This window comes from Salinibacterium sp. NG22 (assembly GCF_015864925.1).
Classification (GTDB): Bacteria; Actinomycetota; Actinomycetes; order Actinomycetales; family Microbacteriaceae; genus Rhodoglobus.
In genome coordinates, this window is the sequence record NZ_JADYWG010000001.1 from 1508672 (window position 1) to 1533166 (window position 24495).

The 24495-nt window shown below is 63.5% G+C and carries 9 protein-coding genes; 2 read left to right on the top strand and 7 right to left on the bottom strand.

The window, feature by feature from the left end; translation table 11 throughout:
* Positions 1-8: 8 nt before the first annotated feature.
* Together I6E81_RS07440 and I6E81_RS07445 are read left to right on the top strand one after the other, a co-directional pair.
* A complete protein-coding gene (locus I6E81_RS07440) occupies positions 9-1112 on the top strand; it encodes a M4 family metallopeptidase (RefSeq protein WP_197106698.1) in 1104 nt (367 codons plus the stop codon).
* A gap of 112 nt (positions 1113-1224) precedes the next feature.
* Positions 1225-1581, top strand: a complete 357-nt coding sequence (locus tag I6E81_RS07445; protein ID WP_231603886.1) for a protealysin inhibitor emfourin — start codon at positions 1225-1227, stop codon at positions 1579-1581.
* 18 nt (positions 1582-1599) lie between these two features.
* On the opposite strand, the gene I6E81_RS07450 is transcribed toward I6E81_RS07445, so the two are convergent.
* From I6E81_RS07450 to I6E81_RS07480, 7 genes are all read right to left on the bottom strand, one after another.
* Complete coding sequence (locus I6E81_RS07450; RefSeq protein ID WP_197106699.1) at positions 1600-2496, bottom strand: hypothetical protein; 897 nt, start codon at positions 2494-2496, stop codon at positions 1600-1602.
* Positions 2497-2504: 8 nt separating this feature from the next.
* Complete coding sequence (locus tag I6E81_RS07455; protein ID WP_197106700.1) at positions 2505-3068, bottom strand: signal peptidase I; 564 nt, start codon at positions 3066-3068, stop codon at positions 2505-2507.
* Between the two features lie 8 nt (positions 3069-3076).
* Entirely contained in the window at positions 3077-3655 is a 579-nt protein-coding gene (locus I6E81_RS07460; protein WP_197106701.1) for a hypothetical protein, read from the bottom strand.
* 170 nt (positions 3656-3825) lie between these two features.
* The gene (locus tag I6E81_RS07465; protein ID WP_197106702.1) at positions 3826-5073 is read right to left on the bottom strand and encodes an FAD-binding oxidoreductase; all 1248 of its coding nucleotides are present in this window, start codon (positions 5071-5073) and stop codon (positions 3826-3828) included.
* A gap of 6 nt (positions 5074-5079) precedes the next feature.
* Entirely contained in the window at positions 5080-5715 is a 636-nt protein-coding gene (locus tag I6E81_RS07470) for a TrmH family RNA methyltransferase (RefSeq protein ID WP_197106703.1), read from the bottom strand.
* 78 nt (positions 5716-5793) lie between these two features.
* Complete coding sequence (locus I6E81_RS07475; protein WP_197106704.1) at positions 5794-6243, bottom strand: hypothetical protein; 450 nt, start codon at positions 6241-6243, stop codon at positions 5794-5796.
* Complete coding sequence (locus I6E81_RS07480) at positions 6240-24467, bottom strand: DUF11 domain-containing protein (protein ID WP_197106705.1); 18228 nt, start codon at positions 24465-24467, stop codon at positions 6240-6242. Before I6E81_RS07480 ends, I6E81_RS07475 begins: the two co-directional genes overlap by 4 nt.
* Positions 24468-24495: the final 28 nt, after the last annotated feature.

Sequence of the window (24495 nt, forward strand, 5' to 3'; positions counted from 1 at the left end):
TGTTCCGGATGCCACTGCAACACGTTTCCCCCGCCGAATCGCCCCGCGCCCTGTGCGCGATCGTTCCCCCGTTTTTGTTGTCGCGAATCGCGACGCTCGACGACCCCCGCTTTGAGCGAGCAGCCCATGCCGCGCAGCGATCCCTCATCGACATCGGGCATGACCACCTCGATCATGGGCGCCACGAACACACACTTCCACCGCGGTCACTTCGCCCAGACGAGCCAGCGGAGCGCGGCATTGTGAGCCGCGCCATTTCGGACGCCCAGACCGGGGAGACTCTGCCCGGCATCCTCGTGCGCTCAGAAGGAGGGCCCGAGACAGACGACGCTTCGGTGACGGAGGCCTATGACGGCCTCGGCTACACGTTCGCGTTGTTCTGGGAAGTGTTTGAGCGTGACTCGATCGACGATCGTTCGTCGCCGCTCGAAGCGACCGTGCACTTCGGCTCGCTCTACGACAATGCCTTTTGGGATGGCAGCCGCATGGTCTTCGGCGATGGTGACGGTGAAATTTTCACCGGCTTCACTCGCTCGCTCAGCGTCATCGGCCACGAGCTTGCGCACGGAGTCACCGAATTCACCGCGGGCCTTGTTTACCGCGGCCAGAGCGGCGCCCTCAACGAGCACGTCTCCGACGTGTTTGGGGCACTCGTCGAGCAGCACGCCTGGCGCCAGACCGCGGCCGAAGCATCGTGGTTAGTCGGCGAAGGCATCTTCACCGATGAGGTCGAGGGCAATGCTCTGCGGTCTCTCAAAGCGCCCGGCACCGCCTACGACGACGATGTGCTCGGCAAAGACCCTCAACCCGCCCACTGGGATGACTTCATCGTCACGCGAGACGACAACGGCGGTGTGCACCTCAACTCGGGAATCCCCAACCGCGCCTTCTGGAGCACCGCCGACACTCTTGGCGGCTTCGCGTGGGAGCGCGCCGGGCAGATTTGGTACGACACCCTCACCAACGGTTCGCTCACACCCCGCAGCGAGTTCTCCGAGTTCGCTGCCGCCACCATCGTGGCTGCGGTAGCGCGCTTCGGTGACGGTTCCGCCGAGCAGCGCGCGGTCGAAGCCGGCTGGGCGTTAGTTGGAGTGATTCCCGCCGAAGCGTGACGCCGTGACCGAGAACCTCGCTCGGAGGTGCTGCGTTGGTTCGCACCTTGTTCGTCGTACCCTGTTCACCTGCACCCTGTTCGCCCGCACGGCGACGGGATAGCATGCACGTGTGAAGGTACAGGTGTGGCGCAGCGGTGGGCTTCTCGGTCGCCGCATCGAATGGGATGTCGTCGTCGATGAGCAGCCCGACCCCGAGCGGTGGTACGTGCTGATTGCAGAACTGCCGTGGCACGAGCATCCGGTCGAAAACACGATGCCCGACCGCTACATCTACGAAATTCACTGTGAACCGCACGAAGCAGTCATCCCCGAGCAGCAGCTGGTTGGTCCGTGGCGTGAACTCGTTGATCGCGTGCGGGAGGCTTCACAGCCCTCACGCCCTGCGCCCGAGCCGCAGCCCGCACCTTCGCCTCAACCCAAGCCCAAGCCCGAGCCCGAGCCCGAGCCCGAAATCGAATGCGACTAGCGCTCCGCAGCGCACCTACTAGTAGCCGTATACACACGCCGCAATAGTGCTCGACTGGGTGGCCTTGATGGCGGTGGCGCGGCCGGAGGTGATCGCGTAGGAATCGGCGGGTGGGTAGTAGGTCGTCGGCACCGTCGTGTATTGATAGCCAGAAGAGGGTGACGGCGACCAACCCACGTAGTTCACCGTCTTGCCTGCACTCAGGATGCGGTTCTTCGCTGCGGCGAGGTTCACTGTTGCCTCCCACCCAAAGTAGAAGGGGTTGGCTTGCAGGTCGCTCACCTTGCCCGTAGCGGTGACGGCGACACAGGCCTGCGTGTCTGTCCAGGTAGCGTGCGCCTGCGTCACCGAGTAGTAGCTGCTGGCACCCGGAGCAGCAATGGGCACACTGCTCACACAGATCGTGATGATCAGCTGCTGAGTATCGGTGAGGAGTCGGTTGTTATAGGACTCATTCCAGTTCGAACCGCCCGAGCCGGCACCCGTAATCACAAGAGTGGTTGGACTAGCAGAGCTGGTCGAGAATGACGCCTGCGTCGAACCCCGCGAGTAGATTCCGCCGGATCCCGTGCGGCCGTTGAACGGCGGCAAGGTCATGTCGGCATGCAGTTCCCACGCGCGCGGAGTGGCATCCGTTCCTCGCACGGTCACGTCGACGCAGAAGCTGGAACTTGTCGCGGAGGCCGGGATATCCCAGGCGGTCGAGTCGAGCGAGGTTGAGGTGTTTCCCGCAACGATCACGATAGAGCTCGGGGTGGGGGTGGAGCTGCCCCATGTGCCGGTCGACGCTTCAGCGACGAACACAGCGGGGTCAGTCCAGGCCGCCACCGTCGTGTTCGGCGTGGCAGTGGTCGCGCCAGCAAAGAGTGCCACGGTCGCTGCTAGCGCAACGATTGTCACAAGAATGCGTTTCATCAGCCTGTTCATTCCTCCGTCACAGCGGCAGCGCCGGAGAGCGCCAACTGGTCGTCAGCTTCGCCGCTCTCGTCGAGCTTGCGAGGGTTCGACGGGAGCACCGTCAAGAGAATCGACGCAACAATCGCGACGAAGAGCGGGATGCCAATCATCGGCGAGCCAAGCGCAGTCAGCACGGAGCCTGCTCGGGGGATAGTGAGCATCGGATGCAGCGCAGTGTCACCGAGCGCATACTCGTAGGTTTCAGCATCCGGAGCATCATTGTCGTCACCCTGCATTTCGAAGTACACAGCGTCACCATCGGTCGCGACATCAATAATGCGGTGCGTGATGAGATTGCCAGTGATCGTGGAAGGCAGGCTAGCGATATCTCCCACGGCAAGATCTTCGACGGGAACGGGGAACGCGACGAGCAGGTCACCGGTTCGAATCGCCGGCTGCATCGACTCCGACACCACCACGAGCGGCTGAATCAGGCCGAACGCGTGAGCGATCCAGAGCACTCCGGTGAGCGCGCCAATGACGGCCATGACCCACAGCAGCCCATCACCGGCAGCCCGGATTACCTTCATCGCGCGCACTAGGGCACATCCGTAGAGCCGCTGAAGACAATCTCGACCGCGCCGGAGGAGAGGCCCTGATATGAAGTGGGCCAGCTCGTCGGCGTCGTGACGACAACGTTCAGCGGAAGGGTCGCGTTAGCAGCGAGAACTGTCGAGGTGAATGCGGCGGCACTCGTGCGAACCTCGATCGTGGCCGGCGCAGACCCACCGAAGATGCTGTTGCTGCTGACGGCAAGGGGGTTCAGCGAAACGTTAAGGGGCAGGTCACCGCCGTTGCGCACACAGATAGCGACTGTGCGCTGTTGATTAGGCACAAGGGCAGAAAACTCTCCCGACGCGAGAGTGATGGCAACGGCACCCGCGCTCGTGTCTGCTTCGACATAGGCCGACCCTTGAGTGGTCGGGCAGGTGCCGTTGACCGCCAGGGCTCCGTAGAGCTCGATGGATGCCGCTTTCGCGCTGGCAGAAAGGGTCGTCTGGGCAGTCCACGCGGCGCTCGTGGCGGCAGCACCAATACCGACCAGAGCCACGCTGGCCAGCGCCAGTCGGATGATCGTTGAAGTCTTTCGGGATTTGCTCCCGGGCAGCACAGACATAATCTCCCCCCAGAGACTGCGAGCAACCACTCTTCCGATTTATGGTCGCACTGCGACGCTATCCCGCGCGCGGGAAAAACGATAATGCGTCAGCGTTTCAAGCGCGAACTGGGGGTGGCACGAATTCCCTCACGGAGCGCCTCCCCTCCTTCATCCATCGTCGAAATGTCTTAGCGCAGCGGGTCGAAGGCGGTCAGCAGCGGGTGCTTGTCGCCACCGGTGATGGACTCGGCGAGAATCCGCCCCGTCAAGGGACCGAGGGTGACGCCCCACATGCCGTGACCGCCAGCGACGTGAACGCGCGGCGAGCGCGTACCTCCGACGAGCGGCAGGCCGTCGGGAGTGCAAGGGCGCGAGCCGACCCACTCTTCTTCGCGGGCATCCCAGTCGACGCCGTCGAACATCGGGCTGGCCGCGTTGACGATGGTTTGGATGCGGCGAGAATCGGCCGGCGCGTCAACCGACCGGAATTCCATCATGCCTCCCACGCGCAGCCGATCCCCGAGGGGTGTGCAGGCTACGCGCTGGGCGGGCAGGTAGATCGGGTGCGTGGGAATCACGGGCGGCTTCACGCTGAAGCTGTAACCGCGGCCGGACTGCACGACTTGGCGCACGCCGAACTGACGGGCGAGGTCGCCGAGCCACGTTCCGGTAGCAATAACGACTTCGTTGCTGAGCACCGCGTTCTGACCTTCGACATCAACGGCGACACCGGCAGCACCGAGGTCGCGGATGCCGGTCGCTTTCGCGCCTTCCACGATCGTGGCTCCGCGAGCGCGCACTGATGCCGCGAGCACCTCCATGAACGAGGGAGGGTTGATGAAGCGCTGGCCATCCACGCGCAGTCCATGAGTCACGAGCTTGGAGACGCTCGGCTCGAACTCGCGCAGCTCGTCGCCGGTGATCTTCTCAAAGCTCACGTGACCGCCGCCGGCCGCGACCTCATCGAATTCGTGGGTGATGACCTGGCGGTCGGATTCATTAGTGAAAGCAGCAAGGAAGGGGTCGGCGTGCTTGAGGGCTGCAGAGACTCCGCCGTCTTCCATTCGGTCGAAGGATTCGAGACTCCACTTGTTGATTTCGGCGAACGTGACCATATTGCGGCGCCACATCTTGGGCGTCGAGTGACGCGCAAAGCCAGCGAGGAAGCGCAGCAGCGTCGAGTTGGCGGCGACCGGAACGTACACGGGCGAGGTGGGGTCGATAACCGCTTTGATACCGACCTTGAAGATCGAGGGCTCCGGCAGCGGAAGTGTCAGTGCGGGAGCAACCCAGCCGGCGTTACCGAGCGAAGCACCAGCGGCAACGCCCGTGCGGTCGAGCACGGTGACCTCCACGCCACGCTCCTGCAAGAACCAGGCCGTTGACAGCCCTACGATTCCGGCGCCAATAATGGTGACTTTCGCGGGCTGTGTCATAGTTCCCTACTTCGTGAAGCTGACGTGCTGGGTAATCCAGTTATGCATCGCTACGGCAGCCGCGGCTGACGCATTGATGGATCGGGTTGAACCGAACTGGCTGATCTCCACGACATCCGTGGCAGCGTCGATTGCTTCGGGAGAGAGCCCGGGGCCCTCTTGGCCGAACAGCAGCACGCAGCGCTTCGGGATGTCAAAAGTTTCGATGATGACGCTGCCGGGCACGTTGTCGATCGCGATGATCGGCAGGTCGTTGGCTTCAGTCCACTCGACGAAGGCCGCGACATCCGGATGATGCAACACGTGCTGGTACCGGTCAGTGACCATTGCGCCGCGTTTGTTCCAGCGCCGCCGCCCAATGATGTGCACAGTGTCGGCGCCGAACGCGTTGGCGCTGCGCACGATGGAACCGATGTTCATGTCGTGCTGCCAGTTCTCGATGGCAACGTGGAATGGATGCCGCGTCACGTCAAGATCGGCAATGATCGCTTCCATGTTCCAGTAGCGATACCGGTCAATGACGTTGCGGCTATCCCCGCGTTCGAGCAGCGCAGGATCGTAGTGGGCGTCAGTGGGCCATTCGCCCTGCCAGGGCCCCACGCCGTTGGTCGACAGCTCGACGCTGGGGTTCGGTTCAGTCACTATTCCACGATAGTCGTCAGCGGCCTAGCCTGAGTACCGCCTCGTGACGGCATCCCTGTGCGGGGCGACCGTTCGCGACTAGCCTTCGTAGCGCTCGACGCGCAGCACGCAGGTGAGCTCGTCTTCGGCGACAGGAATGACAGTCTCCCAGTCGGTGGTCGCACCGGGCTCGGTTGCCTCGACATCCACCTGAGTGAGAGCGCGGGTGTCATTGGCTCCATTGAGGAGCGAGACGTAGATGCGGTACGTGGCGCTGGCATCGGTGGAGTTCGTGACAGACCCGTTCACGACCCAGTCGTCGCCATCGCGCTCGCACTGTTCAACGGTGGAATCAGCAAGAGCACCTTCAAGGTTCTCGCCGGTGCCAGGAGCATCCGTGATGTCAGTTACCCCGGGGGCCTGCTCTGCCGCTGCCGAGCTTTCGGTGGCGTCAGGCTGTTCCTCAGTGCCGTTGGTGCATCCCGCCAGCGTGAGCGCGAGAATCGCAAAAGGAACAGCGGTAGCGGTCAGTCGTGTGCGGAGTTTCATGAATTTTCCTGTCGTTGTCTTCTGCGGGCGAGCAGGATCAGAGCGAGGCCGGCGAGCAGTGTGCCCAACCCGGTTGCGAGGGTTCCTCGGGGGTCTGACCCAGTGTAAGAGAGTGCCTTGGTAGGTAGCTGCAAACTTGTCTGTGCGGTTGCGACCACGGGGTCTCCCGAGTTGATCTCGGTGCTCGTGACCGTTGCCGTTTCGTACAGGGTCGTTCCGGCATCGCTTTCACGGATGACGTAGGTTGCCGTTGCGGTGATCGATTCGCCCGGTGCGAGCGAACCAATCGCTCCCGGCCAGGTGCCATAGCGCATGGCTGACAGTCCCGACCGCGGGTCGGCGATCGTGACATTCGTCAGCGGCAGCGTTCCCGTGTTCGTCGCCACGTAGGTGAACGTCACAACATCGCCGGGGTAGCCCTGCTGGCCCGCACCGAGCACACCCGAAATCGTCAGTGCGATGTTCGGCACGTTCGGGATCGCGAGAACGTCGGTTGCTTCTTCCGGCGCGATGGCACCCGAGGGCGCGTTCGCGTCGACCGTGGCCACGTTCGTGGTCTGTTCGACATCCACATCATCCTGAGTGATCACATAGGTTGCCGTTGCAGTAACCGACTCCCCCGGAGCCAACTCGCCCGGAGTACCCGGCCAGTTGTAGGTGAGCGCGGAGACGCCCGGCTTGGGATCACTGATCACCACTGCGGTGAGCGTGACGTTACCCGTGTTGACGACCTCGATGACGTAGTTCACGGTTGCACCCTGTTGAGCGAAGGTCGCGAACGAGCTCGTCTTCGTGATGGTCATCGACGGGTCTTCGACAATCGGCGTTGAGCCGGTGGCCGTATCCGTCACCACTGCGCCCACTACCGGCGTTCCCGCCGTGGAGGCGTCGGAGCTGATCGAGCCAGCGTCCACGTCATCCTGAGTGAGCACGTACGTTGCGGTTGCCGTGGCCGACTGGCCCGGAGCGAGAACGCCCGGAGTACCCGGCCAGGTGATCGTCAGCGTGCTGAGATCGATCTGGTCGTCAGCGATCGTGACACCGTTCAGCGTGACATCACCGTTGTTAGTGACCTCGAAGGTGAACTCCACGGTGTCTCCCGCGTTGCCGGTCGCGCCAGCGGCCAGCACCTGAGTCTTCGTGATTTGGATGTCGGGGTCGCCAGCAGCGGTCGGCACCACAACAGTGTTGGAGGTGTCGATCACGGTGTCGCCCGCCGGGTTCGTCGATGTCACGTTGGCGGTGTTGGATGCCGAACCGGCATCGAACTCAGCCTGCGTGACCTGGTAGCTCGCGGTTGCCGTAACCGACTCCCCCGGAGCCAATACGCCCGCTGTTGCCGGCCACGTGCCGTACACAACCGCAGTCGTTCCGGCCTTCGGGTCAGCAACAGTGACACCACTCAGTGTGGTTTCGCCCGTGTTCTCGACGGTGAAGGTGTAGTCGATCCACGAACCAACGACGACGGGGTTCACCGTGTCGCGCGGTTCGCCAGCCTTGGCAATGTCAACGCTCGACAGCGCCTCGATGAGCGGAACGATAGTCACCGCAGAATCAGCATCAACGGCGGTTGCGGCGGGAGAGTTGCCCTCGCCGGTCGCGACGTTGCGTACTTCACCAGCGTCGACATCCGCCTGATCAACAAGACGGGTCGCCGTGACGGTGACACTTTCGCCCGGTGCGAGAACGCCAGGAGCGGCCGGGTCTGGCCAGGTGTAGACGAAGCCGGTGAGGCCCGGGATCGTGTTCGAGAGCGTCACACCATCGAGCGTGACGTTTCCGTCATTCGTGATGGTGAACGTGTAGTCCATGCCGTCGCCGAGCACACCCGTTGCTCCCGCAGCGAGAGCAGCAGTGTGGGTCGTGACGATGGAAGGTTCAGCATCCTCGGTCGGGTTGAATACCGTGTTCGAGACGCCCTGAACTTCGCTGCCGTCGGGCGCAGTCCCGATCGCGGTCGCCGTGTTCTCCACGGTGCCGCTGTCGACATCTGCCTGCGTGACGGTGTACACGACGGAGCCAACAGCCTGCTCGTTCGGGCCGAGAATACCGGTGGCCGACGGGAAGGTGAGGTCGGAGGGAACAACATCGATCAGTGGGTCGAGAACTCCTACGAGGCGCAGGGTCACGTTTCCGGTGTTCTTCACGATGAAGCTGTACGTGATTTCAGAACCGACTTCACCCGAACCCGAGGTCATTACGCCCGACTTCTCGGCTGTGATGCTGGGGTCGGATGCCGCCGTGAGCTCGCGGTCAACGCTCGAGTTCGCCGTGACGGCAGCGCCACCCGGCGTGACGCCACGGACGGATGCCGTGTTGTCGACGTAGCCACGGTCAACGTCATCCTGTTCGAGAACGTACGTGGCGCTCGCCGTCGCCGACTCACCCGGAGCCAGCACGCCGCTGTTGGCGGGCCAGACGATCGAGTTGATCGAAACGTTGTCGATGCTGTCGGTGATGGTCACCGTGCGCAGCGTGACGTTTCCGATGTTGCTAACCACAATCGTGTAATCGATCGTGTCGCCAGGACCGTTCTCGCCCGCAACAGCCAGCTCGCTCGACTTCGTCACCTGCAGCAGGCCATCAGCCGCGAGAGTGACGGTCGCCGGAGCAGTGGCGCTTGCCGCAGCGCCCACCGGAGGAGTTCCCTCACCGGTGACAACGCTCGACACAGCACCCGAGTCGATATCGGCCTGAGTCAGCGTTTGCACGCGAACTGCCGTGACCGTGTCGCCGGGAGCGAGAACGCCCACGACGCCGGGCCAAGTGTAATCGCCGGCGGGCAGCGAGCCAATAAAGTCGCTCAGCTCAACGCCCGAGAGCGTCACGTTGCTCGTGCTCGTGAAGCTGTAGTTCCACGTGACAGTGTCGCCAGCCTCAGCCGGGCCTGGATCGGTTAAAGCACCAACGTTGGTCACCGAAACCACCACGCTCGGAGCCACGGTAGGCACCTGGGTCGTGTTCGATACCGCAGCGATGGGGTCGCCGCGCACCGGAACGGCCGTAGCACTCGCCGTGTTTTCGACGTAGCCGCGGTCAACATCCGACTGACGGATGTCGTAGCTGGCCGTTGCGGTCACCGTCGCGTTCGGGGCAAGAGTTTCTACCGCGGTCGGCCACTGCACGGTGGGCGTGGTCATTCCGGGAAGCGGATCAGTGACCACGATCGAACCGATCGTGACATTACCGGTGTTGCGAACTTCGAACTCGAAGTCAACGGTGTCGCCGACGCCGTTCTCGCCCGTCACAGCGATCTCGCCCGACTTCACAACCGTCATACTCGGCTGCGGCTGAACCGTAGTGATGATGACCTCGTTGGTGGTTGCCGGAACATCGATGTCGTTCGGGTCAGTAGCTCCCACATCCGCGATGTTGGAGATGTAACCACGGTCGATGTCAGCCTGCGTGAGCTGAACTGAAGCCTCACCAATCACGCTTTCACCGGGCAAGATAACACCGGGCTGAGCCGGGTTCGGCCACGTAATGGTCGGAACGCTAAGACCCGGAAGAGGGTCGCGCAGTTCGCCATCGTGGAGCGTTACGTTGCCGATGTTTATCGCTTCGAGACGGTAGTCAACCCAGTCGCCGACCTGTCCGATTCCACCAGCACGCAATTCACCCCACTTCTTAGCGTCAAGCTCGCCATTGGCCGCGATCGCTACTGCAGCCGGAGCATCCTCGGTGAAGGCGACGCCAGACGGCGGTGTCGCGCTACCGGTCACCACGTTCGCCACGGAGCCCGAGTCAATATCAGCCTGAGTCAGCTCGTACGTTGCCGTCGCGGTGACGACAGCGCCCGGCGCGAGAGTTCCCGCCGTCGCGGTCGGCCACGAGTAGTCCAGAGCCGAAATGTTTGGCAGCGGGTCAGCCAGCGAGACCGCCGTGAGGGTCTGGTTTCCGTTGTTTGTCAGCGAGAACTCGTACTCCACGAGGTCACCCTCGAAGCCGGTCGAACCGGGAGCGAGGGCACCGCTCTTGGTGACGAGGATGTCGGGCGCAGCAGCATCCGTCGGCGTCGACTCGAGAGCCGTGTTGCTCGGCACCGCAGCATCGGTCGGTGAGGTGCCGTTGGCGACAGCAGTGTTATCTACTGAGCCGGCATCCACATCAGCTTGGGTGATCGCATAGGTTGCGGTCGCTGTGGCAGTCTCCCCCGGCGCAAGAACGCCGTTGTCGCCCGGCCAGTTCACCACGGGGGTGCTGAGGCCGGGAAGCGGGTCGGTGATAACAATCGCGTCGACCGTGACGTTTCCGGTGTTCTCAACCTCGAACGTGTAGGTGATGATGTCGTTGACACCGGCGCTGGCACCCGTGCTCGATGACTTGCTCAGCAGCAGCGAAGCAGCGGCCGGAGCGACGGTCGTTTCGGTGACCGTCGTGCTCACCGTGATCGTGTCACCGATGGGCGGCTTTCCGCTGGCGGTCGCCACGTTGGAGACAGAGCCGCGGTCGACGTCATCCTGAGTGATCGTGTAGTCAGCAGTGGCCGTAACCGTCTCACCCGGTTGCAGCTCGCCGGCGGTTCCTGGCCAAGTGAAGACCGGGTTGCTGACACCAGCAAGAGCGTCAACAAGGTCGACGAGCGTGAGGGTGACATTTCCGGAGTTTGTGATGCCGAAGTCGTAATCGATCGTGTCGCCAGCATTGCCGACGCCATCCACGGTTCCGACCTTCGTCACGCCCATGCCAGCCTGCGACGCGAGCGCAACCGCTGCCGTCGCGGGGTCGCTCACGGCATCGCCGCGTGGAGGCGTGCCCGAACCGACTGCGTCGTTGGCCACAGTTCCGGCGTTGATCTGCTCCTGGGTGAGCGTGGATGTCGCCGTTGCGGTGACCGATTCGCCCACCTTGAGCGTGCCGTCGGCTCCGGGCCACGTGTACGTCAGAGCCGAGATGTCCGCGAGGGAATCGACGATCTCCACACCGGTGAGCGTGACGTTGCCGGTGTTGCTGAGCTCGAACGACCAGTTAACGGTGTCGCCCTCGTCGGCGCGAGCCGGGTCAGCGAGAACACCGCTCTTGGTGAGTTCAACCTCGGCGCGAATCGTCTCTGTCGGAACCGTGTTCGCCTCAGAGTCATCGGTGACGTCGGTGCCGTTGGGGTCAACGCCATCAGCCGTCGCGATGTTCAGAACAGCGCCAGCATCCACGTCATCCTGAGTGATCTCGTAGTCCGCCGTGGCGGTAGCGATCTCACCGGGAGCGAGCACGCCAGGGCTTGTCGGAGTTGGCCACGTGATCGTGATCGCCGAGAGGCTCGGCAGTGGGTCCGTCAGGGTGACGGAATCGAGGGTGACGTTACCCGAGTTGAGAATCTCGAACGAGTAGTCGATTGTGTCGCCGAGGTCAGCCGAGCCCTGAGGAGCACCAGACTTCGTGACCGTGATGTTCGGAGCCGGCAACACCATCGGCACAATAACTTCGTTCGAGGCTTCAACAATGACGACACCCTGCGGGGTCGTCGCCGACATGTCTGCCGTGTTGGGGATATAGCCGAGGTCGACGTCTGCCTGCGTGATTACATACGTCGCAATACCGATGACAGATTCGCCAACCGGAATCTCACCAGGCTTTTCGCTATCTGGCCACGTGATAACCGGAACCGAGAGTCCGGGCAACGGGTCGAGCAACTGGCCCTCATAGAGGGTGACGTTTCCGTCGTTGGTCACGGTGAGCGTGTACTGCACGGTGTCACCCACAGCACCGACGCCACCATTCAGAATCGTTCCCGACTTGAAGGGCGTGAGCACGGGTGCTGGCGTGATCGTCACTGTCTCATCGGCAGCGTCGTCGACGGTGCCTGCCGCAGGAGTTGTTCCCTCGGCCGTCACCGTGTTGTCAACCTTGCCCGCATCAACATCAGCCTGCGTGAGCTCGTAAGTGGCAACCGCGGTTGCACTCTGGCCGGGCTCGAGTGTGCCATCCGTCGCGGTCGGCCACGTGTAGGTTAGCGCGCTGAGACCCGTGAGCGGGTCAGTCAGCGTGACGCCCGTGAGCGTGACGTTTCCGCTGTTTCGCACGGTAAACGAGTAGTCGATGATGTCGCCAGCGAAGCCGGTCGAACCAGCCTCGAGCGCACCGTTCTTGGTGGTCTCAATCGCTGCAGCAGCAATGACGGTCGGCACATCGATGGGGCCGACTGAATCGTCAACGGCACCCAGCGGTGACGTTGCGTCGACATCCGCCGAGTTGCGCACGTAGCCGCGGTCGATGTCAGCCTGCGTGATCGCGTACGTTGCGGTCGCCGTTGCGGTCTCAGAGGGGGCGAGCTCGCCGTCGGCACCGGGCCAGGAATAGACGATGGTCGACAGTCCGACGAGCGGGTCGTCAATCGCAACATCGGTGAGGGTCGTGTTTCCGGTGTTCTCCACGGTGAAGCTGTAGTGAACGAGGTCGCCAAGAGCCGCGCCATCCGGAGTTGTACCGACCTTGTCGATCGTGACGGATGCCGTGCGCTCAATGGTGGGGTTCACCGCAGGATCGGAGAATTCGAAGTACTCGCTACCGTCGGGGGTCGCGCCCAAGGCTTCAGCGATGTTGGTTACAGAACCCGCGTCGACATCGTCTTGAGTGATCGTATATTCGGCAGTGGCTGTGGCTGTTTCACCGGGAGCAAGAACTCGTTCAGCCCCTGGCCACACGATGACCGGAGCGCTGACACCAGGCATGGAGTCGATGAGCACAACACCCGAGAGCGTCACGTTGCCCGAGTTAGTAATACTGAAGGCGTAGTCAACAACGTCGCCGACTTCGCCAAGCTGCGCGCCGAGGTCTCCGGTCTTCACGATCGTGAAGTCGGGGGCTGGGGTGAGCGGAAGCGTTGCGGAAGCCGGCTGTGTCACAGCAGATCCGGTCGGCGGAACGCCCATCGCGTTGACGCTGTTCGCGAGAGAACCAGCATCGATATCGCTCTGCAGCAGTGTGTACGTTGCGGTTGCGGAGACATCGTCGCCTGGATTGAGCAGGCCGTCAGTCGCCGTCGGCCACGTGCCGAACGTCACACCAGTGAGTCCCGGCAGCTGATCGATGAGGTTGACGGATGTCAGGGAGACGTTTCCGTTGTTGGTGACGGTGAAGCTGTATTCAACAGTGTCGCCCGCGACTCCCGTTGCTCCCGCAGCAAGGGCCGCGCTCTTGGTCGCGCTGAGCGAGGGAGCGGCGGCGACGATCTCGGTGACGACCTCAGGCGAGTCACCGGTGACCGCTGTGCCCTGCGCGTCGGTTCCACTCGCGGTTGCCGTGTTGGTGACGTCACCGTTGTTGACGTCGCCCTGAGTGATTTCGTAGGTTGCGGTTGCTCCGACGCTTTCACCGGGGGCGAGTGACTGCGTGGTGTTGGCGGCAGGCCAGTTGACGGTGAGATCGGTGAGGCCTGGCAGAGGGTCGGCCAAGGTGATGCCAGCCACGGTGATGTTTCCGTCGTTGGTGATCGTGAAGGAGTAGGCGATCTCATCGCCGAGTTCGCCAGCGTCAGCAACGACCGCTGACTTGTCAACGGTGAGGAGAGGAGCGGGGCGAACGGTCGGAATGATGACGGTGTTCGTGATCGCGGGAACAAGGACGTTATTCGGCGTGAGGGCTTGAACGCGCGCCGTGTTGTCCCGGAATCCGCGGTCAACGTCGTCTTGAGTGAGCGCGTACGACGCGGTTCCCGTGACGGACTCGCCAACCTTGAGCACGCCAGGTTCTGCCGGGTTCGGCCACGTGATGACCGGAGGCGTGATTCCGGGCAGCGGGTCGAGCAGTTCTCCGTCGTGGAGTGTCACGTTTCCCGTGTTCGTCGCGATCAGCACGTAGTCGACGATGTCGCCGACTTGACCGATTCCGCCAGCGCGGAGCTCGCCCGACTTGCTCGCGCTGAGGCTCGCATCGGGCTCGACGACAACGGTTGCCGCTACTTCGGAGCCATCAACCGTGACGGCACCGGGGTCGATACCTGACGGCGTCGCGAGGTTGACTACTGAACCGGAGTCCACATCGCTCTGCTTGAGTTCGTAGGTCGCGACAGCGGTTGCCGTGGCGCCAGGAGCCAGCACACCATCGGTCGCCGTAGGCCACGTGTACGTGATGGTCGAAAGATCAGCGAGCGGGTCAGCCAACGTCACGCCGGTCAGCGTGACGTTTCCGTCGTTCGTGATGGTGAACGAGAACTCGACAGTGTCGTTAGCTTCGCCCTCAGCACCCGACTCAAGTGCGCCACTCTTTGTCGCCGAAATGGCGGGGGCCTGAGCAACGAGAGGCGTGACCGCGGCAGGCGAATCATCAGTAACCGCGGCGCCATCGCGGGCGGACTCGGCATCGCCGGTCGCGACGTTGCTGACCGAGCCAGCGTCGACATCAGCCTGAGTGATGGTGTAGTTCGCCGTGGCCGAGACGGACTCGCCGGGAGCCAACTCGCCGTCCACACCAGAAAGCCACTCGCCGTAGACGAGAGCGCTCAGCCCTGCGAGAGAGTCGGTGATTGCGGCATCCGTCACGGTGACGTTTCCGTCGTTCAGCATCGTGATCGTGTAGCTGATCGTGTCGCCAACGACACCCGTGCCGTTGAGCACGGCGTTCTTGGTCGTCACGAGAACCGGGGCGGACGCTTCAGTGGTGACCGTAACGGTGGTGGAATCCTCATCGAGGATTGCTCCAGCTGGAGTCGAGGCGAGCACGCTTGAGTCGTTATCGACGAAGCCGCGGTCGATGTCTTCCTGCGTGAGGGCGTACGTCGCGGTCGCGGTCAGCACAGCATTGGGAGCGAGAGTCTGGGAGGGGTTGCCTGTCCAGTCATACGAGATCGCCGAGACACCATCGAGTTCGTCGATGATGCTGATCGAGCTCAGCGTGACGTTACCGGTGTTGGTCACGGTGAACGTGAAGTTTACGGGATTACCGAGACCGCGGGCGGCCGGAGTGGCGTCTTCTGACTTGACGATCGTGATGCCAGCGTCCGGCGCCAGCGGCACGGTCGCGGCGGTGGTCGAATTGGCGACGGCACCACGCGACGGAGTACCGGATGCGGTCACGGTGTTCACGACGGAGCCCGCGTCGACATCCGCCTGCGTCACGACGTAGTCGTCAGCGGTGGCCAAGACGCTATCGCCGGGGTTCAGCTGACCAGAGATGCCGCTGGGGAAGGTTCCGAAGACGGGCGTCACGCCGGCGAGAGCATCGTTGAGGGTCACGCCACTGAGGGTGACGTTTCCGGTGTTGGTAACAGTGAAGCTCCAGTCGATCAGGTCGCCGGCGTCTTGAGCGGCGGTGCCTGTTTTCGTGACCGAGATACCGGGGGCGGCGGGCGCGGTCGGAGTCGTCACCGAAGAGACCGGGCTTTCAACCGGCACGGCGGGATCTGCTGTAGTGGCACCGGCAGCCTTCGCCGTGTTCGTCACCGAACCGGCGTCGACATCGGCCTGAGTGATCGTGTAGGTCGCCGTTGCTGTGGCGGATTCACCCGGGTCGAGTGATGTCGCGGACAACGTCGGTGTTGCTGCACCCAGGAGCGGGTCGTTGAGAACGAGGTTCTCGATGGTCACGTTTCCCGTGTTCTCCACCAGGAACGAGTACGTGATCGTGGTTCCTTCAGCGGCCGGGCTCGGCACGACACTGGCGGTCTTCGTTGTCGTGAGCTCGGGACGCTGGGCACCGGTCGCGACAACGACGGCGCCAGAGCTTGCCGCCACCTCGGGGCCGCCGCCCGGAGTTTGCGCGGTCACGTTGGCGGTGTTGGTTACCTCGCCGGCGTTGAGGTCGTCTTGATCGATCGTGTACGTTGCGGTCGCCGTGGCTGTCTGGCCTGGCGCAAGCTCATTGTCCGCTCCCGGCCAGACGAAGGTCGGAGCGCTCAAACCAGGCAGGTTGTCGATGAGCGTCACGACGGTGAGTGTCTGGTTACCCGTGTTGCGAATCGTCATCGTGTAGGTGATGACGTCGTTTTCTGCACCGGTTCCACCGACGGAGGCAACCTTGCTGACCGAGATTCCGGGAGCAGGCGTGATCGAGACCGTCTCTGAGTCCGTCTCGCTGAAGGGCGTGCCGGAAGGCGGAGTGACGGTGGCCGTCGCGGCGTTACTGACAGAGCCAGCATCCACATCCGACTGCTTCACCGTGTAGTTGGCGGTAGCGGTGACGGTTTGACCCGGGGTGAGCACACCTGTGGCACCTGGCCACGTGTACGAAATGGCGCCGAGATCAGCCAGCGGGTCGGCGACGGAGACACCCGTGAGTGTGACGTTTCCGGTGTTCTTCGTGGTGAAGGTGTAGGTGATGACGTCGCCGGCAACACCAACGGAACCGGGGGCGAGCGCGCCAGACTTCGCGAAGGTCGCCACGGGGTTCGCCGCAACGGTCGGAGTGATGACTTCATCCGAGGGGTCAGTGATGACTCCGGCGGAGGGCGACGTGCCCTGACCTGTTGCTGTATTGGTGACCGAACCCGTGTTCACATCGGACTGCTTGATCGTGTACTTCGCGGTGGCGACAACCTGCGTATTGGGCTGTAGCGTTCCCGTCACGCCGCCAGGCCAAGCGCCGTAGGTGAGCGTGCTGAGTCCCGAGAGCGGGTCGCTCGCCGATACCGACGTGAGAGTTGTGTTTCCCGTATTGCGCACGGTGATCGTGTACGTGATGACATCGCCGACGGCGCCGGTTCCGGCCACGCTCGAGGTCTTGGTGGTGAGGATGCCGGGAACGCGCGTTGCGGTCGGAGTAGCTACCGCAGCAGACGACGCCGTGGCGTTCGCGCCTGCGGGAGGCTTGCCCGAAACGGACGCCGTGTTGTTCACAACGCCAGCGTTCTGGTCGGCCTGGCGGATGACATAGTCAGCCGTTGCCGTAATCGTCTGACCCGGAGCGAGGCGGCCAACAGTGCCGCTGGTCCAGGTGCCGTAGGTGAGTGCGCTGAGTCCGGGACGCGGGTCGGCGATGATCACGTTGGTCAGGGTGACGTTACCCGTGTTCTCGGCGGTGAACGTGTAGCGGATGGTGTCGCCCACCACGCCCGTGCCGGGAGACACAATGGCTGCGGTCTTATCGAGCGTGATGCTGGAGTTCGATGCGAGCGGAAGGGTTGAGGGAGCAGTGGCCGTCGCGGGTGAACCGCGCGGCGGAGTACCCGAACCATTAGCGGTGTTCGAGACAGCGCCGGCGTCGATGTCGGCCTGCGTGAGAACGTACGTTGCCGTGGCTGACACGCTCTGGCCCGGAGCCAAGGTTCCTGCCGTCGAGGGCCACGTGCCATAGGTCACGGCGGAGACGCCGGGAAGCGAGTCAGTGACCGCTACCGAGGTGAGCGTCACATTGCCCGAGTTAGTGAGCGAAAGGCTCCACGTGACAACGTCACCAGCAACGCCCTGCGCGCCCGGCGCGAGAGCGCCCGACTTGGTCACACCGATCTTCGGTGCAGACGCGATCGTCGGTGTGACGAGCTGCGGCGACGGAGCAGTCACGGCAGCGCCCGTGGGAGGCGTGCCCGTTGCTGTCGCAATGTTCTTGACCGAGCCGGCGTCAACATCCGCCTGCGTGATTGTGTAGGTGGCGGTTCCGGTGACGGTTCCGCTCGGGTTGAGCTGGCCGCTAACGCCACCCGACCACGCGTAGGTGGGGGTGGAGAGCCCGCTCAACGGGTCGGTCAGCGTGACGCCGGTGAGCGTGACGTTACCGGAGTTGCGCGCTGTGAAGGTGTACGTGACGGTGTCGCCGATCGCGCCGGTTCCCGTGCCGCCGACAACAGCGCTCTTGGTCGTGACGAGCGCAGGCGAAGCGGCAACAGTCGGCACGACAGCCTGGGTCGAGGATGCCGTAGCAACGGGGCCCGATGGCGGCGTTCCGGATGCCGTAGCCGTGTTCTTGACGGAGCCAGCGTTCACGTCAGACTGCTTGATTGTGTACGTCGCGGTAGCGGTGACCTGCGCGTTCGGAGCGAGAACTCCGGTCGTGCCGCCCGGCCAGGTGCCGAAGGTGACAGCCGAGAGGTCCGCCAGAGTGTCAGTGATGCCGACGCTCGAGAGCGTGACGTTTCCGGTGTTCTTGACGACGAACGAGAAAGTGACGGTGTCGCCGAGCTTGTTCGCACCAGCAGCAACCGCACCCGTCTTAGAGACGGTGAGCTTGGCAGTCGAGGCGAGCGGAACCGTAGCGTTGCTCGTCGCCGGAGCAGCAGCACCGCCGATGACGCCCGTTCCCGTTGCGGTCGCGGTGTTCGCGATCGAACCCGCGTCGACATCCGTCTGCTTCACCGTGTAGGTAGCGGTGGCCGTCACTTGAGTGTTCGGCGCTAACGTTCCGGTAGTGCCCGACGGCCAAGTGCCATACGTGATCGACGAAAGACCAGAGAGTGGGTCGCTGACCGCGGCACCCGTGATCGTGACGTTACCGGTGTTGCGGATGACGAAGCTGTAGGTCACTACCTCGCCAGCAACGGATGTGGAACCCGCCGGCAGCGTGCCGGACTTCACGAGCGAGAGAGTCGGCGCCGGAGTAACGGTGGTCGTCACCACGGGGTTGGAGTCATCGCTGACGGGAGTCGCGCCCGGAGCCGTTCCCGCTGCTGATGCCGTGTTGGCGATCGAGCCAGCATCAACATCCGACTGCTTCACGGTGTAGCTTGCGAGGGCTGTAGCCGTCTGGCCTGGAGCCAGGGTTCCCGCCACACCCGGCCACGTGACAACAGGAGTGGAGAGACCGACGAGCGAGTCCGTCAGAGCGACGCCGGTGATGGTCTGGTTACCCGTGTTCGAGATCGCGATGGAGTAGGTGATCGAGTCGCCGACTTTGGCTCCCGAAGTGACGTTCGCCGACTTTGTGGTGGTGAGCTCAGGGGCACCCGTGATCGTGGGCACGTTCGCGGTCGACGGTGCAGAAGTGACCGTTGCGTTCGTCGGAGTCTTGCCCGACACTGTTGCCGTGTTCGCTACCGAGCCCGCGTTTACATCGGCCTGCTTGACCGTATACGTCGCGGTCGCGGTCGCCGTCTGGCCCGGAGCAAGTCGCCCGGCCGTCGCGGTCGGCCAGGTGTATACCGGCGCGGAAAGGCCCACGAGGGAATCCACAATCGCGACACCCGTCATCGTGACGTTTCCGGGGTTCGTGATCGAGAACGAGAAGGTCATCGTGCTGCCGACACCGCCGGTGCCTGAGGTGACCGCACCCGTCTTCGTTACCGCAAGGGCACCATTCGAGGCGACGACAACGGTAGCGGGAGCGGTCGCCGACACGACGGCACCGGTGGGAGGGGTGCCGCGGGTCGTCGCAGTGTTCGCGACTGAGCCGGCGTCAATATCCGACTGTTTCAAAATGTAGGTGGCAGTAGCCGTGACCTGTGTTTGCGGCAGGAGACGACCGGCTGTTCCGCTCGGCCAGGTGCCGAACGTGACGGCCGAAAGGTCGGGCAACGGATCGGTGATGCCAACGCCCGTGAGCGTGACGTTACCGGTGTTGCGCACGACGAAGCTGTAGTTGACGGCATCGCCAGCGACGCCGGTTGCGCCCGCCGCGAGGACCGCGTTCTTGGTCAGCGATATGGTGCGAACCGAGGCGATCGTGGGCGTCGTGATCTGAGGTGACGGGTCAGTGACCGTCGTCGCCCCGAACGAGCCCTGCGAGGTCGCCGTGTTCTTGACAGAACCCGCGTCGACATCCGACTGAGCGATTGTGTAGGTCGCCGTGGCCGTGACCTGCGCGTTGGGCGCAAGCGTTCCGGAAACTCCGCCGGGCCAGGTGCCATAGGTCAGAGCCGAAAGCCCGGTCAGTGGGTCCGCGATCGAGACGCCAGTGAGCGTGACGTTACCGATGTTCTTCGCGGTGAACGTGTACGTGATGACATCGCCGACAGCACCCGTGCCGGCAATACTTGCCGACTTTTGAGTGTCGATTGCCGGTGATGATGCGACGGTTGGCACGACAGCCTGCGGGGACGTTGCCGTCACGGTTCCGCCCGACGGCGTGCTTCCGGATGCCGTGGCCGTGTTCTTCACAGAGCCAGCGTTAACGTCAGCCTGCTTGATCAGATAGGTGGCCGTAGCGGTCACCTGAGTGTTGGGAGCAAGCGTGCCTGCTGTGCCGCTCGGCCAGGTGCCGAAGGTCACGGCGGAGAGGTCGACGAGGCTGTCGGAGATGCCAACGCCAGTGGCGGTGACGTTACCGGTGTTGCGCACCACGAAGGAGAAGGTGACGGTATCGCCCACGGAACCGTTTCCGGTCGTGATCGCGCCCGACTTCGAGACGCTGAGCGCGGGGCCGGCAGTGATCGGAACCGTAGCGGGGCTGACGCTGGTGACGGCGGCGCCGGTGGGCGGGGTGCCGGAACCGGTGGCGGTGTTCGATACCGAGCCGGCATCCACGTCTGACTGCTTGAGCGTGTAGGTAGCGGTGGCCGTAACCGACTGTCCGGGCGCGAGCGTTCCGGCGGTGCCCGAGGTCCACGTGCCGTAGGTGAGCGCCGAGAGACCGGGGAGCGTGTCGGTGGCCGAGACCGAGGTCAGGGTGACGTTGCCCGAGTTGGTGAGCTTGATCGAGAAGTTCACGGCGTCGCCAGCGCGGCCGGTCGAACCGGCGGCAAGCGCACCCGACTTGAGGGTCGTGACAACGGGGTTCGCCGTGACGGTCGGAACGGTAATTTCAGACGAGGGGTTGCTCACGGTAGTGCCGGCGTGAGTTCCACTACCGGTGGCGATGTTCTTGACCGAGCCGGCATCCACATCGGATTGCTTGATGGTGTAAGTCGCGACCGCGGTGACGGTCTGGCCGGGTGCGAGCACGCCAGTGGCGCCGGGCCACGTGTAGGTCAGCGCCGAGAGGCCAGTGTGCGGGTCAGCAATCGTGACACCGGAGAGTGTGACGTTACCGTCGTTCTTCGCGCTGAACGAGTAGCTGATGACGTCGCCGACCTTGCCCGTTGCGCCGCCGGCAATCGTTGCCGACTTCGTGGTCGTGATGAGTCGAGTCGGTGCGACCGTGGGCACTACGGACTGCGTGGAGGCCTGTGTCACCGTGCCGCCGGTGGGAGTCTTCGCCGTAGCCGTTGCCGTGTTCTTGACCGAACCCGCATCCACGTCGGATTGCTTCACCGTGTACGTCGCGGTTCCCGTAGCCGTCTGACCGGGAGCCAATACTCCGGATGCTCCGGGCCAGGTCACCGCGATGGGGCTGAGTCCCGAGAGCGGGTCGGCCAAAGCAACCTGGCTGAGGGTGACGTTTCCGTCGTTCTTCACGCTGAAGGTGTAGGTCACAACCGAGCCGACAGCGCCGGATCCTGTCGTGTACGCGCCCGACTTGGTGACAACCATCTTGGCGTCAGCCGTGATCGGAACCGTCGCGGGAGTCGTCCGCGTCACGTCAGCACCGGTCGGAGGTGTGGCCTTCGCCGTCGCACTGTTCACGACCGCACCGGCATCGACATCCGATTGCTTCACGGTGTAGGTCGCGGTTGCTGTGACGGACTGACCGGGCGCGAGAGTGCCTGCGGTGCCCGGCCACGTGCCGTACGTGATCGAAGAGAGGCCCGAGAGCGGGTCGGTGATGCCCGCATTGGTCAGCGTCACGTTGCCCGAGTTCGTCAGGACGAAGGAGTAGTTCACGGTGCTGCCAGCAGTTGAACCGCCCGCGAGCGCGCCCGACTTTGTCAGCGAAACGGCGGGGGTGCGAGTCTGAAGCGCAACATCCACTCGAGGGGATGCCGCAGTGACGGTCGTGCCGCCGGGTGATGTTCCCGAGCTGGAGGCTGTGTTGCGCACGAGGCCAGCATCGACATCCGACTGTTTGACGGTGTAGGTCGCCGTGGCAGTGACGGTCTCGCCAGGAGCCAGGGTGCCGGCGGTGCCCGGCCAGGAGTAGGTCAGAGCAGAAAGCCCGGCGAGCGGGTCAGTGATCGCGACGCCGGTGAGGGTGACGTTTCCGGTGTTCTTCGCGCTGAAGTTGTAGGTAACGACACTGCCGACACCCTTGGGGTTGGCTACTGTTCCCGACTTTGTCGTGGTGAGCGCGGGAGAGGCAGGCGCGGTGGCTAGCGTCACTTCATTACTGACGCCCGTGACGGCAACGTTTTGGGGAGTTCGCGCGGTGGAGCTCGCCTGGTTCACGATCTTGCCGGCGTTCACATCCGCCTGCTTGACCGTATAGGTCGCGGTTCCCGTGGCGGTCTGGCCCGGTGCGAGGCGACCCGCGGTGCCCGGCCATGTGACGGCGATCGCCGAGAGGCCGGTGAGCGGGTCAGTCAGCGTCACCGAAGTGAGCGTGACGTTACCGGTGTTCTTCACAGAGAACGAGTAGTTGACGGTATCGCCAACATTGCCGACGCCAGCACCGGCATACGCTGCAGTCTTCTTGGTTTCGAGAACAGCATTCACCGGGATGGGCGTGGTGCGGTTGGCCGTCGCGACGGGCTTGATACCGCCGTCGGCATCCGTGCCGGTGGCGCTCGCCGTGTTCGCGATCGAACCGGCATCGACATCTGCCTGCGTCAGCGTGTACGTTGCCGTTCCCGTCGCGGAGGCACCAGCGGCGAGGGCGCCAGCGGTTCCTGTCGGCCAGGAGTAGGTGATGGCGGAAAGCCCGGGCAGCGGGTCAGTGACCGCTACTCCGGTAAGGGGCGAGTCGCCGTTGTTCTTAACGGTGAAGGTGTAGTTGAGGGTGTCGCCGGCGCGACCGGTTGCTCCACCGGCGAGCGCGCTCGTCTTGGCGAGCGAGAGAGAGGAAAGCAGCACGCGAGTGGAGTCGCTCCCTGTCGCCGGACTGTTTCCCACCACAGTGCTCGCTGTCACTGAGGCAGTCGAGTCGTAGCTGGCGGTCGTTGGACCATTCGCAACACACGTGTACGTATACGACTCAAGCGGGGCAAGCGTCACGCCGGTCAATGTGCGTGCACAGTTGGTCTGGTCGTCTGCGACGACAATGTTCTGCAGAACCCCGACGCCCGAGTTGGTCACGGTGATCGTGAAGGTTGCCGGTTCTGTTGCCGTGCGCGATTGCTGGTCGAGCGTTCCGTCATAGCTCTTGGAGATATTGATTCCGGCGCTGGGCACGGACAGGATCGCGTTTTGCAGCAAGTACGAGTCGCCACTCGTGCTCATGCGGAGGTTGACGGAAGTGTCGCCAGACTGCACGTTGGCTAGGTTGACGGTCGCGACATCCACACTCTGGTTAGTGAAGGGGCCGATATCGGTGGGTGCCGTGTAGCGAACAGAGCCCTCTCCTCGACCGATTCCGATGTTGTTGTTGTCGCCCGCGCTGTTGGCTATCTGGGTGTAACCGCCGTTGCCGCGCGAATACTCGGCGATGTCGCCCTGGATGATGCGGTCACCCTCGTAGAGCGAGAATCCAGCGCGAGTTCCGGTGGCAATCGCGCTGAAACCGTTGAAGGCAACCGTCAGCGGTGCCTCAGCGGCGGTCATGCGAACGTGACCTTCGTAGAAAATGATGCGGTGCGGCTGCGAAAGCGGTTGGCTCGGAATGTAAATGCCGTAGTCGTAAACGACCGTCAGGGTCCAGCCGGCGTAGCAACCAGCACCCTGCGGCGCCCACAGGTCACCAGCGGATACCGTGAGCGGGGTTCCCGTGACCGCTCCAGCGAAAGCTGTGGTGACGTCAGCGCTTGCGCTGTAGTAAATCGCTGAGGTCGTGCCGACCGGGTCTTCCAGCATTGTCGTCGGCGCCACAGTAGTGACGGCGCCAGTGCCCACCTTGAGCTTGGCGGGCGCAGTGCGGTAACCGGTTGCCGAACCGGCAGGCATCAGCGCGGTGCCGCGTGTGGCGTTAACAGTGGTGCACGCATTGGCAGTGGTACCAGTGAAAGCACCAGTGTTAGCGCTCCAGCTCAGAAAAGCTTTCTTGACGGCTGCGCCGGCCGGAATGGTGATGTTCGCTGAGCTTGAGTTCGTGGTGAAGCCGGCTACCGTGTTCGAGTTTTCGAGGTAGAAGTTGTCGTTGGCCGTATTGCCGTTTCCGCCGGAGGCAGAATGCAAGTCGGTGCAGGAGCCAATTTGGGCTTGCGTGTAGAGCGGTCGGTTACAGGCGAGAACGCCGTTACCGGCCATGAGGAAGTCACCGTTGACGGTGGTTTGGTAGCTCGGCGACGTACCGGCGTTGGTTCCCCACTGCACGACGGCAGCTTCGGCGGGCGACGACGGCATGACAGTCAGTCCGGCCACGAGAAGACCGAAGGCGACGACAGATGCAACGCCACGCATGAACGCGCTTCGAGCACGACGCTGCGTGCGCTCCACGTTGATGCTGTTGTGCCGCACTATTTCTCTCCCCCGAGTCAAAATCCCT